Source organism: Flavobacterium sp. 270 (assembly GCF_004368785.1).
Classification (GTDB): Bacteria; Bacteroidota; Bacteroidia; order Flavobacteriales; family Flavobacteriaceae; genus Flavobacterium.
On record NZ_SODM01000004.1, the window covers coordinates 197591 to 212427 of the forward strand.

11 protein-coding genes are annotated in these 14837 nt (G+C 33.9%); 5 read left to right on the forward strand and 6 right to left on the reverse strand.

Annotated elements, in window-relative coordinates:
* Positions 1 to 26: 26 nt before the first annotated feature.
* Entirely contained in the window at positions 27 to 2270 is a 2244-nt protein-coding gene (locus tag EV144_RS15695; RefSeq protein ID WP_134150116.1) for a GH92 family glycosyl hydrolase, read from the reverse strand.
* A 130-nt stretch (positions 2271 to 2400) separates the two neighbouring features.
* Here EV144_RS15695 and EV144_RS15700 point away from each other — a divergent pair, with 130 nt between their 5' ends.
* Complete coding sequence (locus EV144_RS15700; protein ID WP_134150117.1) at positions 2401 to 3459, forward strand: sensor histidine kinase; 1059 nt, start codon at positions 2401 to 2403, stop codon at positions 3457 to 3459.
* Positions 3460 to 3526: 67 nt separating this feature from the next.
* Positions 3527 to 4240 (forward strand): LytR/AlgR family response regulator transcription factor, encoded by a 714-nt coding sequence (locus EV144_RS15705; protein ID WP_134150118.1) that lies wholly within the window; start codon positions 3527 to 3529, stop codon positions 4238 to 4240.
* Between the two features lie 491 nt (positions 4241 to 4731).
* Here the strand turns inward: EV144_RS15705 and nagB are convergent, their stop codons facing one another.
* The gene (gene nagB / locus EV144_RS15710) at positions 4732 to 6645 is read right to left on the reverse strand and encodes a glucosamine-6-phosphate deaminase (RefSeq protein ID WP_134150119.1); all 1914 of its coding nucleotides are present in this window, start codon (positions 6643 to 6645) and stop codon (positions 4732 to 4734) included.
* Positions 6646 to 6789: 144 nt separating this feature from the next.
* Positions 6790 to 8886, reverse strand: a complete 2097-nt coding sequence (locus EV144_RS15715) for an alpha-L-fucosidase (protein ID WP_134150120.1) — start codon at positions 8884 to 8886, stop codon at positions 6790 to 6792.
* 392 nt (positions 8887 to 9278) lie between these two features.
* On the opposite strand from EV144_RS15715, the gene EV144_RS15720 reads away from it, so the two are divergent.
* Both EV144_RS15720 and EV144_RS15725 read left to right on the forward strand, forming a co-directional pair.
* Positions 9279 to 9866, forward strand: coding sequence for a Zn-dependent protease (locus EV144_RS15720; RefSeq protein WP_134150121.1), 588 nt, complete (start codon positions 9279 to 9281; stop codon positions 9864 to 9866).
* Positions 9867 to 9969: 103 nt separating this feature from the next.
* The gene (locus EV144_RS15725) at positions 9970 to 10362 is read left to right on the forward strand and encodes a VOC family protein (protein WP_134150122.1); all 393 of its coding nucleotides are present in this window, start codon (positions 9970 to 9972) and stop codon (positions 10360 to 10362) included.
* 2 nt (positions 10363 to 10364) lie between these two features.
* Here EV144_RS15725 and EV144_RS15730 read toward each other — a convergent pair whose 3' ends face one another.
* Positions 10365 to 10868, reverse strand: coding sequence for an endonuclease V (locus EV144_RS15730; protein WP_134150123.1), 504 nt, complete (start codon positions 10866 to 10868; stop codon positions 10365 to 10367).
* Positions 10869 to 10924: 56 nt separating this feature from the next.
* On the reverse strand, positions 10925 to 11482 hold the full coding sequence (locus tag EV144_RS15735; RefSeq protein ID WP_134150124.1) for a YdeI/OmpD-associated family protein: 558 nt from the start codon (positions 11480 to 11482) through the stop codon (positions 10925 to 10927).
* 150 nt (positions 11483 to 11632) lie between these two features.
* Between EV144_RS15735 and EV144_RS15740 the strand changes: the two genes are divergently transcribed.
* Entirely contained in the window at positions 11633 to 12247 is a 615-nt protein-coding gene (locus tag EV144_RS15740; RefSeq protein ID WP_134150125.1) for a hypothetical protein, read from the forward strand.
* Between the two features lie 106 nt (positions 12248 to 12353).
* Here EV144_RS15740 and EV144_RS15745 read toward each other — a convergent pair whose 3' ends face one another.
* A complete protein-coding gene (locus EV144_RS15745; protein WP_243854684.1) occupies positions 12354 to 14828 on the reverse strand; it encodes a sugar-binding domain-containing protein in 2475 nt (824 codons plus the stop codon).
* Positions 14829 to 14837: the final 9 nt, after the last annotated feature.

Genomic DNA, 14837 nt, shown 5'->3' on the forward strand with positions numbered 1-14837 from the left:
TTTATTATTAGTTAGTTACGTGGTTGTTAGTTGTTAGTTCCCCAATTTTTATTTGGCTCAGCACCCATTACAAAATGTAATACACCGCCTTGTAAAAGTTGTTTGTGCGAAATTGCCGTTTTATTAAATGGTTGTCCGTTTAATGTTGCCGACTGGATATAGAAATTTTTGTTTGAAACATTTTGAGCTTCAATTACAAAAGTTTTTCCCCCGTCAAGATTTATAGTTGATTTTTCAAAAATCGGACTTCCAATTTCGTATTCTCCAGAAGCTGGATTCATTGGGTATAATCCCATAGAACTGAAAACGTACCACGCCGACATTTGACCGCAGTCTTCGTTACCGCTCAATCCGTTTGCTGTTGTATTGTATTGTGTATCTAAAATATGACGCACCCAATATTGTGTTCTCCAAGGCTGTCCTGCGTGATTAAACAAATACGAAATATGATGACTAGGCTCGTTTCCGTGTGCGTACTGACCAATTAAACCTGAAATATCTGCCGAAACATTGTTTCCTGTAATCTCAGAACTTTCGGTAAACAACTGCTCTAAACGGCTTGTAAAAATTTGATTTCCTCCGTGAAGTTTGATAAAATCTTCTACATTCTGTGGTACAAACCAACTGTGCTGCCAAGCATTTCCTTCTGTATAATCAGTATGTTCTCTGTGGTTAGAATGTTTAGCATCAAATGGTTCGTTCCATGATTTCCCGTCTTCTGATTTTCCTCTCATGAATCCTGTTTTTGGATCAAATAAATGCTGATACGCTTTAGAACGATTAAAGAAAAATTCATAATCAGCTTGTTTTCCTAAAGCTTTCGCCATTTGCGCTACACACCAATCATCATAAGCATATTCTAAAGTAATGGTAACCGATTCGTCTAATAAATTGTACGGAATGTATCCGTATTTTTTGTAGAAATTCAGACCGCGTTCGTCCTGCATCATGGTGGCTTTCATGGCTTCGAATGCTTTTTCTCCGTCAAAACCTTTTATGCCTTTTAAGTAGGCATCTACAATTACAGGAATCGAATGATATCCCGTCATCGTATTGGTTTCGTTGGCATAAAGTGTCCAAACCGGCAATATTTTTTTAGTATTGTAATACGACAGCATAGAGTTTACCATATCTGAAACTCGGTTTGGATCTAAGATCGTCAACAAAGGATTTTCTGCTCTAAACGTATCCCAAAGTGATAATGTAGAATACGCCGTATAATTTTTTGCTGTAATAATTTTATCGTCTTCTCTTCTAAATTGTCCGTTTTTGTCGCTGTATGTTACGGGCGCAACTTGTGCATGATATAAAGAAGTATAAAAAATTGTTTTTAGAGAATCGATTGGTGTTTCTACTTTTATTTTACCTAAAACAGAATTCCAGGAAGTTGCTGCCTGAGATTTTACGGCATTAAAGTCTTTATCTCCAATATCAAAATTGTCTTTTGCATTGGCAATACTTACAGATGAAAGCGCCACTTTTACGAATAATTCGTTTGAATTTCCGGCATTAAAAAACAATTGTAAAGCGGTATTTTCACCTTCGGCTTTATTGCCCGAAACTATTTTTTTATCAGCCGTAATAATAGATTCTGTAATTGGTTTAGAAAATTTGGCTACAAAAAATACTTTCTGATTTTTTGCCCAGCCCGTGCTGTATCGGTAACCAGAAATGGTATGGTCGTCTTCTATTGTGATCGAAGTTTTTAAAACTTTGTCCCAATTAATGGCAAAACCTAGATCAACAATTACAGATTGTGTGTCGTTATTATTAAAGGTGTATTTGTGTAAAGCGGTGCGCTGCGAAGACGTTAACTCTACATTGATTTTAGGATCTTCAAGAAAAACCTGGTAATAACCCGGTACTGTTTTTTCGTTAGCATGACTGTATTTTGATTTATATGGAAGCAAATCTCTCGATGTTGCTTTTGTGGTTAGATCTACTTTTTTGTTGATTGGCATAAATAAGATGTCTGCCAAATCTCCGATTCCGGTGCCGCTTAAGTGCAAATGGCTGAATCCGGCAACTATTGAATCTGAGTGGTGATATCCTGAACACCAGTCCCAGCTGGAAATTCCGTTATCCGGACTTACTTGCAGCATCCCGAAAGGAACAGTTGCGCCAGGGTACGTATGACCGTGTCCGCCTGTCCCGATAAACGGGTCTACATAATTTGAAACAAAACTTTGCGGTTTTGTATTTTTATCAGTTTTTATTTTACAACTTGCAATAAAAATTACAATCAAAAGAAGCAATGTAATTTTCCTCATATCAAAACAATATTAATTTAACTTTAAATTTAGATAAACTCAACTTTTATTAAAATAAATTTAGACGGATGACATTTAAACGGAGTTAAACACCAAAAAATAGTAATAAAATATATTTTAAAATGCCACTATGATTTTCAATTCAAACAATCCTTACAAGGTGCCGATACGCTATCATGTTTACTTTTGGCTGACTTATTTTTTGTTTAATACTTTCCGTTGGGGAAGTTATTTTAACGATTATCTCTATTCGCTAAAAACAAACTTATTGGGGTTTCCAATTCACATGGCTTTGTGTTATTTAAATATTTTAGTTTTGATGCCGTTTTTAGTTTATCGCAAAAAATACATCTTATATGTACTCGCTGTTTTGTCGGCCATTTTTGTGATGGTTTTCATCAAATTTAACCTTACTTATTTACTGATTACGCATAACGTCTGGCCAGAAGGACCGGAAACGATTACAAAACTTACCTTAAATTATACGATTGATATGATGATGGGCGAACTCTATGTAATTACGTTTGTCACGGCTATAAAAATTACGTTGGATTTCTTGAAAGAACAAAGAAGGGTTACGGATCTGGAGAAATCACAACTGGAAACAGAATTGCTTTTTTTGAAGTCGCAGATTTCGCCGCATTTCTTCTTTAATACTTTAAATAATATTTATTCTTTATCGGTAGAAAAATCAAATAAGACTCCAAAAGTTGTTTTAAAGCTTTCTGAATTAATGCGTTATATGCTTTATGAAACTAAAGGCAAAAAGCAAAGTTTAGAAAATGAAATTATGTGTATTCAGAATTATCTGGATTTGGAGCGCATTAGAAATGATGATCGATTGGAAGTAAATATTTCTATTTCGGGCGATATTCACGATAAAGAAATCTCTCCGGTTTTATTGCTGACTTTTGTTGAAAATGCTTTTAAACATGGCGTTAATAAAAACACGGGAAATGTAACTATAGACATTAGTTTTAAGATAAAAGAGGACTATCTTTATTTTACCATTTCGAACCCAACGCCAGAAATTACCGTACATAAAGACAATTTTAACAAGTCAAGTGGTATAGGTATTGAGAACGTAAAAAAAAGACTTGAATTAGGTTATAATAAAAGTGACTATAAGCTTTCATTTAAAAATAAAAAGAATATTTTTGTCGTAAAGCTAGTCATAAAAGTCGCATAACCCCAATGCTGGCTTTTTCTAAAATTATACCTACAAAAACCTTACCGGCCAATAAAAGTATACAGAAATGAAAATAAAGTGTTTGATTATCGATGATGAGCCTTTGGCAATAAACGTTATTAAAAGTTATATCGAGCAAATTGAAGATTTAGAATTAATAAACACTTTCAGTAATTCTATTGAGGGTTTAAATTTCTTAAAAAACAATACGATTGATGTAATCTTTCTGGACATCAATATGCCTGTTCTTGATGGTATAAATTTTATAAAAAGCTTAGAAAATCCACCTTTATTAGTCATTACAAGTGCTTACGATCAATTTGCTATAGAAACTTACGAGCTGGATGTTCTGGATTATCTGGTAAAACCAATTGAGTTTCCGCGTTTAATGAAAGCCGTTAACAAAATCAACAAACGCCTTAATAATACAAGTAAAGCTCCATTAGAAACCAATAAAGAAAATGCTTTTATTTTTGTAAAGATTGACAAGAAGAAAATGAAGAAGATTTTTCTAAACGAAATCTTAGTCATCGAAAGCTTAAAGGATTATTTAAAAATAAGCACAACTTCCGGCAAATTTATCATACACAGCACACTTTCTGATTTTACCAATTTATTACCCGAAAGAGATTTTATAAGAATACACCGATCGTACACAATCGCCATTGACAAAATTGATGCTGTTGAAGGAAATAGTATTGAAATTGAAGGTCTTCGCTACGTAATTGGAAGATCTTATATTGATGAAGTGAAGCAGAAGATTTTGAATTCTTCTATATAGTTTTTTAACCGCAAAGTTTTTTTAACCGCAAAGAGCGCTAAGGTTTACGCAAAGCTCGCAAAGTTTTTATTTAAGCTTTGCGATTTTTTTTGTGGTTTGGTTTGTCATTTCGACTGAATGGAGAAATCACACGCGTAACCATCATGCTTGTCAGGCTGAGCGGAGTCGAAGCCCACGTTAGTAATTCCTTGTAGAAAGTCGTCAATCTTTGTAGAGCTGCTTGCGTGGGCTTCGACTCCGCTCAGCCTGACAAAAACGAAATAAATCTTTGTGCCCTTGTGTCTTAGTGGCATTCTTCAAAAAAAAACCTTTGCGAACTTTGCGTAAACCTTAGCGCCCTTTGCGGTTAAAAAAACCTTAGCCGTAAAATTTCACAAATAAATAAAAACAAAAAAAATGCAGCCAACCACGGCTGCATTTTCATTCAATATAGGTAACTAACCAAATAAACCATGAATAGTTTATTATCTTTATTGATCAACAAAAATGATTTAGAAATGATAACGTTTAAAAGCTTCTATAGCCGAGTAATCAGCCAATCCTAAATCGTGGTATTTTTTTGCTGTCAATCTATTTCTGTCTTCAACTCGTACCCAAAACTCCCTGCTGTCATCACCCTGAAACATTACGCCGTCTTTTTGAGACTGGTGATAAAATATCGCATGACGTTTTTTAAGAACCTGGTCCGGACTCATTGGTACAGCCATTTCTATTTGGTACGATTCCCACTCATGCCAAGCGCCTCTGTAAAGCCAAACCCAGCAATCATCCATATAACTATTATGTTTTAATCTTTTTAAAGCTTCAAACAAACTATCCAGACAAACTTTATGCGTTCCGTGTGGATCTGCAAGATCTCCGGCAGCATAAATTTGATGTGGTTTTATTCTCTCGATGATATCGCACATAATTTCAATATCTGCTTCACCAAGATTATTTTTCTTTACCGTTCCAGTTTCGTAAAAAGGAAGATCAAGGAAATTTACATTAGAATCTGGCAAACCTAAATATCTTGTTGCTGCCAGCGATTCGCTTCTTCTAATTAATCCTTTTAATTTTCTAACTTCTAATAAATCAATATCATTGCTCTTTTTGTTTTTCAAAAAGTTAATGATCAGTTCAGATTCTGGAGAATTTGTGTTTAATGCTTTCGAAATCTCTGCAAATTTTAAAGCTTCTTCGTTTGAAACTGCAATATTTCCAGACGTTTGATATGCAATATGCACATCGTGCCCCTGCTCTACCAAACGGTCAAAAGTACCTCCCATAGAAATAACGTCATCATCTGGGTGCGGGCTGAAAATAATAATTCTTTTTCTTTCCGGTGTGGAACGTTCCGGTCTGTAAGTATCATCAGCATTTGGTTTTCCGCCCGGCCAGCCAGTGATCGTCTGCTGCATCTTGTTAAACATCTTAATGTTCAAATCATACGCAGTTCCTTCTTCAGTCAGAAGGCTTGACATTCCATTATCGTTATAATCTTTATCTGTTAATTTAAGAAAAGGTTTACTCGTAAGTTGACTTAACCACGCCACCGCTTTCAGTTTTAATTCATCCGTCCAAATCACAGATTTTACTAACCAAGGTGTTTTTACACGCGTTAATTCAGACGAAGCTTCTGTATCTAAAACAAAAGTAGTATTGTTATGTTCTTGCAGATAAGTTGCCGGAACACGAGAAGAAACCTGTCCTTCTATAGTTTCCTGAATAATGCCCGCTTTGCTGATTCCCCAGCCCAGAAGTACAATTCTTTTGGCATTACGAACCGTTCCAATTCCCATTGTAATGGCTTTTCTGGGAACATTATCAATTCCTAAAAAAGAAGAAGCAGCATCTATACGCGTTAAGTGATCTAAAGTAATACTTCTTGTACCAGAATTAACGTGAGATCCTGGTTCATTAAAACCAATATGTCCAGTCCTTCCAATTCCTAAAAGCTGAAAATCCAGTCCTCCGTAAGACTTAATTTTCATTTCATAATCAATACAATATTGTTGTAATTCCTCTGCGCTTACTTTTCCGTCTGGAATATTAATATTTTCTGGATGAATGTTTACATGATCAAAAAGATGCTCATGCATAAAATGAAAATAACTCTGAATGTTATTTTTATCCATCGGATAATATTCATCTAAATTGAAGGTTACTACGTTGGCAAAACTCAGTCCTTCTTCTTTATGCATTCTTACAAGTTCTTCATACACTTTTACAGGAGAAGATCCTGTTGCAAGACCTAAAACACAAGGTTCGTTTAACTCGTTTTTTCGCTGAATTAAGTTTGCAATTTCCTGTGCAACTAATAAAGAAGCTTCTTGAGAAGAGTCAAAAATTACGTTGTGGATTTTTTCAAAACGCGTTTCCTCAAATTTCCCAGCTTCTCTAAAACCTATATCTTCTTTAATCATGTTTTCGGTTATTCAATTAATTAATGTAGGATAAAATTAAGTTTTTGTTAAATAGCTGCTATTATAATTTCGACTAATAACAAATCATCATCGGTAAAAGACAAAATTTTAAACTCAAAATATACTTTCGCTTCCGCTAAAATTCTACTCTTCTACAACATTAATCTCGGCAATAGAAACCGACTGGCCTTTGCTCACTGCGGCAGTCGCAACAAAACGTAAATATCTTGCCTGCACTCCTACAAAAAGTTTAACCTGTTCAATCGGATTATGTTTGATGTTTGAGAATTCGCCTTCCGATTGTTTCGTCCAATTTACATTATCAGAACTGGTGTAAAATTCGTAGTTAGAAATCAGGTTTAAATTGCTTCCAACCTGCTGCGGTATATAGGTAAAACCTTTTATTTTAAGTAAAGTTCCCATATCAATAATTACTTCTTGCGGTAATTTATTGGTTTCGCTTCCAAAACCCCAATCTGTATTTGGATTACCGTCTATAATTCTATCAGCCGATTTTAAATCTCCGCTAGAAATGGAAATAATTTTCCAGTTTTCTTTAGAAATTCCATACTTCGCCGTTTTCATCGCGCTATTTATTTTTTCTTTTGAATTTCTGGCAATTGCTTTAATTTCAACCGCTTTATTATATTGAAATGGTTTTGTATATAAAGTACTTTTTTCTGAAGGTTTATTTCCATTTAAAGTATAGTAAATCTGATTTCCTTCTTCAGACTTCAAAGTAAATAAACCATTTTTATCTCGCTGAATTTCTGGTATACGCACAAAAGTTGGTGCATTATAAGCCTGAATATTAGATATTACAATACTTGCTTTAGAATCTGTAATATTAATACGAAGTGCCAAAGCTTTTACCCGATCTAATCGTAAAATTCTTTTATAACCAATCGTAGTTTCGCTGGCAATAGTTTTCCAGTTTCCATCAACTTTGGCTTCAACAGTAAAAGCTTTTACACGCTGTCCTAATTTTATATCTTCCTGAAGTAAAACCCTGTCTATATCTGTTGGTTTTGCAAACTCAAAAGTAATAGAAGCTTTAGTAACATTATCGTCTGTTGCCCAATACGAGTTTTTATTTCCATCGATAACATTCTTTGGAGCAAATTCAATACTTTTTCCTCTTACATTGTCGGCGCTGACTTTTGTTCCTGCTAATAATTCTTTTTTGAAATCACTTTTAATAGTTGCAACCAATTCTTTAAGCCTTGCCTCATCATTTTCATTTACCAAGCCGCGTCTATCAACTGGAAGATTCAACAATAAAGTAGCATTACGGCCAATCGATTCATAATAAATATCGACCATTTCGTCAAGCGAACGCACTTTGTCGTCTTCAACCGAATGATAAAACCATCCCGGTCTAATCGAAACATCCGCTTCTCCCGGAACCCATTTTTCGCCATCTTCATGTCCCGACATAAATTCGGTATAATGTACTTTTCCGGCCAATTCATCTTTCTGGCGCAGTAACGACCAATTGGTTTTTCCGGCGCGTCCGTCTTCGTTTCCAATCCATCTGGCTTCAGATGGGCCAACTCCCCAAACTAAGGTTTTTGGGGCTAACTTGTAGATTAATTTATACGTTTCGTCCCAATTATAATACGTAAGCGTGTTGATTTTTCTGGTTTCGTTTGCACCGCCGTAATAACCATCGCCACCGTTTGCACCATCAAACCACATTTCGAAAACATCACCATAATTGGTCAATAATTCTTTTAGCTGATTTCTGAAATAGGTAACATATTCTGGTTTTCCATAATCAGCACTATTTCTGTCCCAAGGCGAAAGATATAAACCCAATTTTAAATTGTATTCTTTGCAGGCTGCAGCCAACTCTTTGACCACATCTCCTTTCCCATTTTGCCAAGGCGAATTCTTAACCGAACGTTCTGTATATGCCGACGGCCATAAACAAAAACCATCGTGATGTTTGGCAACCAGAATAATGCCTTTCATTCCGGCTTCTTTCACTACACGCGCCCACTGACGAACATCTAATTGCGTTGGATTAAATAATTGCGGAGATTCGTCGCCAAAACCCCATTCTTTATTGGTAAAAGTATTTAATGAAAAATGCACAAAAGCATAAAATTCCATTTCCTGCCAATCGACTTGCTTTTGAGTCGGAAGCGGTCCAAAAGGTTTTGGCGCATTGGCTAATTCCTGACTATTACTACTTGATATTATGCCGAATAGACATAAAGAAAGGAAAATATATTTCATCTGGTTTTGGTTAGGTTTGTTATCCTGAGCGAAGTTGAATAATCGCTTATAGAGTCTGGAATATAAATTTATGCTAAATGAATATGTTATCGCATAAAATTTCGACCAATGACGATTATAAACGAGTTTTGGTAAAAAATGTATATTGTTATTATATTTTCGTTATTTTACTTACACACATGCTGGCACGGGCGTCTCGCTCGTGAACGCAAGTTATTCTCGTCCTCAAATAAGTTTACATATTTGTTTCTATTAAAGTAACAAAGAATAAATAAACCTTAACTATTTTAAAATTGACTTTTATTAATTTTATTGCGGGCACGAGCGGGACGCTCGCGCTAGCGTAAAGCTGGATGAATTAAAAAATTTCATAATCACTTCATTTTTTCAATATGAATAAATTAATCTTAATTTTTCTTTTAATATTTTTTTCATGTCAAAAAGCAAAAGTCGAAAGAAATTCAAAAGTTATTGTAATTCAGCCTTTAGGTAATTTTCAATCTGATGCCGCACAGGAAGTATTAGAGAAAATTAGAGAAATTAATCCAAATGTTGTTCTCAGAAAATCTATAGATTTTCCTTTAGGTTCTTATTATAAGCCACGAAATAGATTTCGAGCAGATAGTATTATCAAATATTTAAAATCTCAAGTTGGCACAGATTCTGTAATTGTCGGACTTTCGAGTAAAGATATTAGTACCACAAAAAACGGTCATCAATATTGGGGCATTATGGGACTGGGCTATCATCCCGGAAGTGCTTGTGTTGTTTCTGATTTTAGATTATCTGATAAAAATAAAAAAGATCAATTCTATAAAGTTGTTTTACATGAATTAGGCCACACCGAAGGTTTACCACATTGTAAAACAAAAACCTGTCTCATGCGAGATGCTGAAGGAGGAAATCCAATTGACGAGGAGAAAAACTTCTGTGAAAACTGTACATTTTTTTTAAAATCTAAAAATTGGAAGCTGCAATAATTGCTTTATCTTATAAAAACACAACATTTTACAAATTGGATATAAAAAATAAAACATTGAAATTCATAATTTTACTTTCTTATTAATTATAAAAAATGACAAAATGGAAACTAAAATGATATGGGGAAATTTGTCTTCAAATAATCTCCAAACAACACGTGAATTTTACACCAAACTCGGTTTCAAATTTAATGGAGAACATGATGATGCAGTAAGTTTTGTGTTTGGAGAAAATAAATTCATTATTAATTTCTTTACAAAAGAAAGATTAAAAGACGAAACCAATGGCGAAATAGGAAATTGGGAAAAGCAAAGTGAAGTGCTATTTTCTCTTTCTGCCAAAGACAAAGAAGAAGTCGATCAATGGCGCGAAAAAATATTAGAAGCCGGAGGAACTATTTTCTCTGAACCTCAAAATTATAAAGAAGGCTATACTTTTTGTTTTTCAGATCCTGATGGTCATAAGTTTAATGTTTTGTATTGGCCGGGAATGTAAACTCAGATTTCTTTAGTTAATCTATCCAATTCTTTCAATAAAGTCGGAATTCTAAATTCGCCGTGCATCATTTCAATCTTTTTTAAAGCGTCTTCAACTTCAAGACCAACGGCAGTAATGTACAGTGGTTTAATACTTTCTCCGCGAATTAATGCCAATTTATCTTTCTCTATACTGGCAAAATTTGTTTTGGCAACACCAATAATTGGAATTTCTTTATTTAGTTTTTCATACAAGTACGCACCTAAACCAAACTTCTTTTCATCGTCAAGATATACAAAGCCATCCACCACTATAGCTTCAGTATTTGTTAAATCAATTTTATCCAGCAGACTCAAAATACAAGGTAATTCGCGTCTGTAAAATTCTCCCGGAATATATTCTTCTACGTTTTCTATTATTTCTGAATGAATTTTGAAGTTTTCATTATCATTCCAATTATCAAATTCTAAACAAATTGTTTTTGCTTTATTGTCAAAATAATAGGTATCGAAAGCTAGAATCATTTTTAAATATTATAAATTTTGTGTTTGAACTTTAGACAAATTAACGGCAAAAATAATTACAAAACACGTTTTAATTTTTCACTCTCGCTGATGGTTTTTTCCAATCTTGATTGACGTGTTTTTTCCTGCTTGGCACTCATAATCCAATGAATCATTACTTTTTTGTATGAAGGAGCTTGTTTGTCGAAATATTCCCAAGCTGTTTTATTAGATTTGAATTGTTTCAAATAAACTTCATCAAGCGGAACCGGTTCTTTTTCGTGTGAATAAATTTTCGATTTATTTTCGGTTCTAAAACTGAAAGCTTTTAAACCGGCATCAGTCATTAAACCGGCTTTAGTTAAATCTTCCATTTTTTGGATATTAATAGCACTCCAGATACTTGAAGTTTTTCTGGGTGTAAAACGAATAGTATAACTTTCCTCGTCAATAGATTTACGAACGCCGTCAATCCATCCAAAACAAAGCGCTTGATCTACAGATTCTGACCAGCTCATAGAAGGTTTCTTACTATTGACTTTGTAAAACCCTACCAAAAGTTCTTTCTCTTCTTTGTGGTTTTTCTCCAGCCATTTTCTGAAGTCTTGCTGGTTTGCGAAGAAAGTCGGTTTCATTTTTTTTTATAAATATAAAAAGAATCTCGCAAAGTCGCGAAATCGCAAAGTTTAAAATAAAAAAAATTAAACCATATAAGTTATATAAGTTCAGTTAAGGGAAAATTTAATTCTGTATTTTTATTTTCAAAATCAATTAATCTCACACAGATGAAAAAAATATTTCTCTACATTTTAATGATCATAGCTTTTTGTAATTGTCAAAATAAAAAAGAAAAAACAGGCTTATCTTCTGAGGAAATTAAAGATATTAACGACATTGTTGAAGCCATTATAATTCAGGATAGTTTAGATGTTTTTTATAAAAGTGAAGATTCTACTGCATTTTGTGCTGAACTTAGGAAACTTAATATATACATTCCTGAAATGACAAAAGAAGGAAATATCATTCCACCTCCTCCTCAAGATATTTATATTACTCAAATTTTAAGCAATGAAATAGACAGAAATACTTTTTTTACATCTAAAGACTCTTTGTATCTTTTAAAACAAAATTCAAATCCTGATAAACTTGAAATCAATAAAGCTTTAAAAAATAAGTTGAATACAACTACATTTGCAAAAGCAGTAATAAAACGTAAAAAAGTAGACAATTATGGATTTTACAATATGACTATTCCGATTTTTTCCCTGGATCGACAAAATTCCTATATACAATTAGAATATCATTGCAGCGGCCTTTGCGGACATGGAAATGCATTCTATTTGAAAAAAAATAAAGGCAAATGGAAAATAGTTCGAAAACGAGAAACTTGGATTAGTTAAAAAAAATAAACCATATAAGTTATATAAGTTCAATTAAGCCAAAACTTAAATTATTTATATAAAACTTATATGTTTAAAAATCTTTGCGCCTTCGCGAGATTAAATTTTACTGTACTTTAACTTCAATTGTAGAAGCTTGTAAATTGGCAGTAGTAGCTTTCAACTGAATTTTGTCTTTCTTTCCATTCGACTGAATAATTGCAATACATTTTCCATTAAACAATTTACAGGAATTCGCTTTAAAAGATTCCAAATTGGCCTGATAACCGTTATCAACGCCAACTAATTTTCCTCCGCCAGAAACTTCAAAATTGATCAAATCCATTGCATTTGGAAGCATATTTCCATCTTTGTCAACTAAAGAAACGGTTACGTAAACCAAATCGTAAGTATCATTTTTAATGGTTGTTTTATCCGCTTTTAAATCTATTTTAGAAGCTTCTCCAGCCGTGTGAATTTCCTTTTCTAAAACTACTTTTCCATTCTTTCTGGAAATCGCTTTTAAAGTTCCCGGTTCGAATTTTACCTTCCATGAAATGTGTAAATCATCATTTTGTTTGGATTTCTTTCCGAGAGATTTTCCGTTTAAGAAAAGTTCTACTTCATCGGCATTATTATAATACGCCCAAACATCGATTTCCTGATCTTTTTTCCAGTTCCAATGCGGGAAAATATACAGAACGTCTTTTTTCGACCATTCGCTTTGGTACATATAATACACATCTTTTGGAAGTCCCGCCAAATCGATGATTCCGAAATACGAACTTCTCGCAGGATACGGATACGGATCTGGTTCGCCTATATAATCGAAACCTGTCCAGATAAAAGTACCCGCCATAAAATCCTGTTTCTTGATCGTTTTCCAGTTTTCTTCGTGCGTTGCGCCCCAATACGATTTCACCTGATCGTAAGCCGAAACGGTCCAATCTGCATTTCCGTCAAACGGAGCGCCAAATTTTGTAGGCCAAGCTTTAATTACATCCGATTGATCGTAATGTCCACGCGTTTCTAAAGCCGAAACACTCTCTGATGCCAGTATTTTTTGTCCTTTAAATTTCGTTGGAAAATCTTTATAATCTTCGTGTTTATAATTGAATCCTAAAAGATCTAAAGCACCCGATTGATAAATGAAGTTTTTCTCAATTACATTTTCCGTCAAAGCGGAAGTTACAGGACGAGTTGTATCTAAAGATTTTACGATTTTCGCCAATTCTCTTGTAATTGCAATTCCAGTTGAATCAAATTGCTCACGGATTTCGTTACCAATACTCCACATTATAACCGACGGATGATTTCTGTCTCTTTTGATAAAATCTTCCAAATCCTGTTTGTGCCATGCATCCCAATCTTTGTGGTAATCATTGGTTACTTTTTTCTTTTTCCAAACATCAAAAGCTTCGTCCTGAACGATAAAACCCATTTCGTCACACAATTGCATCATTTCCAAAGAATGCGGATTATGAGACATTCTAATCGCATTGGCTCCCATTTCTTTCAATAAAGTCAGCTTTCTTTTAACGGCATGAATATTTTCTACCGAACCCAAAGCGCCATTGTCATGATGCAGACAAACGCCTAATATTTTGGTCGGAACTCCATTTAAAGAAAATCCTTTTTCAGCATCAAATTTAAAATATCGAATACCAAGCGGAGTTTCGTAATTATCAACGAGTTTAGATTTCTCGTAAATTTTTGTAACCACTTTATATAAATATGGATTTTCAGTATTCCACAATTTTGGGTTATTTACATTTAAATTATGAATCTTTATTGCAGATTTTTTACTGTCAATTTTTTCAATAGTTTCAATTTTAACAACTTCTTTATTCTTAGCATCTAAAATCAAACTTACCAATTTAAATTCTTTCGCAGTATCAGAATCGTTTTGAATCTCCGTTTCAATCTTAACAGAAGCTTTTTCAGCAGTAATTTCTGGAGTTGTAACAAAAGTTCCCCATTTTGCAATATGTAGTTTTTCGCTCGCAACTAATCTTACATTTCTGTAAATTCCAGAACCTGTATACCAACGCGAATTTGGCTGCGCATCGTTATCGACTTTTACGGCAATGCTATTTTCCTTTCCGAAGTTTAAAAATTGTGATAATTCGTAAGCAAAAGAAATATAACCGTTTGGACGCATTCCTAAAGAATGTCCGTTTATAAATACTTCGCTGTTTTTAAAAACCCCATCAAATTCAATTGAAACAATTTTGTTTTTCCAATCAGCAGGAACCGTAAAAACTTTACGATACCAGCCTTTTCCAGCAGGCAAAAATCCTTGTGCCTGTTTGGTTTTATTGTCTTTATCAAAAGCGCCTTCAATACTCCAATCGTGTGGCAATTGAAGCGTTCTCCAATCTGATGCATTGTAATTTGCATTCACAGCTTCTGGATAATCTCCTAATTTGAAGTTCCAGTTTTTATTGAAGTCTTCTATAATTCTGGCTTGTTTTTGTGCCATTATTACTGTTGAAAACAAGATTGCAAGTGTAAGTGTAATTTTCTTAACCATGTTTTTATTATTTGGCTCGCAAAGTCGCAGTCCCGAGGCTTCGGGAGCAAAGTTTTTTTTCTTAACCATATAAGTAAT

Coding starts and splice junctions, on each gene's coding strand:
- EV144_RS15695 (WP_134150116.1), bottom strand. CDS start 2,270: ATGAGGAAAATTACATTGCTTCTTTTGATTGTAATTTTTATTGCAAGT.
- EV144_RS15700 (WP_134150117.1), top strand. CDS start 2,401: ATGATTTTCAATTCAAACAATCCTTACAAGGTGCCGATACGCTATCAT.
- EV144_RS15705 (WP_134150118.1), top strand. CDS start 3,527: ATGAAAATAAAGTGTTTGATTATCGATGATGAGCCTTTGGCAATAAAC.
- nagB (WP_134150119.1), bottom strand. CDS start 6,645: ATGATTAAAGAAGATATAGGTTTTAGAGAAGCTGGGAAATTTGAGGAA.
- EV144_RS15715 (WP_134150120.1), bottom strand. CDS start 8,886: ATGAAATATATTTTCCTTTCTTTATGTCTATTCGGCATAATATCAAGT.
- EV144_RS15720 (WP_134150121.1), top strand. CDS start 9,279: ATGAATAAATTAATCTTAATTTTTCTTTTAATATTTTTTTCATGTCAA.
- EV144_RS15725 (WP_134150122.1), top strand. CDS start 9,970: ATGGAAACTAAAATGATATGGGGAAATTTGTCTTCAAATAATCTCCAA.
- EV144_RS15730 (WP_134150123.1), bottom strand. CDS start 10,868: ATGATTCTAGCTTTCGATACCTATTATTTTGACAATAAAGCAAAAACA.
- EV144_RS15735 (WP_134150124.1), bottom strand. CDS start 11,482: ATGAAACCGACTTTCTTCGCAAACCAGCAAGACTTCAGAAAATGGCTG.
- EV144_RS15740 (WP_134150125.1), top strand. CDS start 11,633: ATGAAAAAAATATTTCTCTACATTTTAATGATCATAGCTTTTTGTAAT.
- EV144_RS15745 (WP_243854684.1), bottom strand. CDS start 14,828: ATGGTTAAGAAAAAAAACTTTGCTCCCGAAGCCTCGGGACTGCGACTT.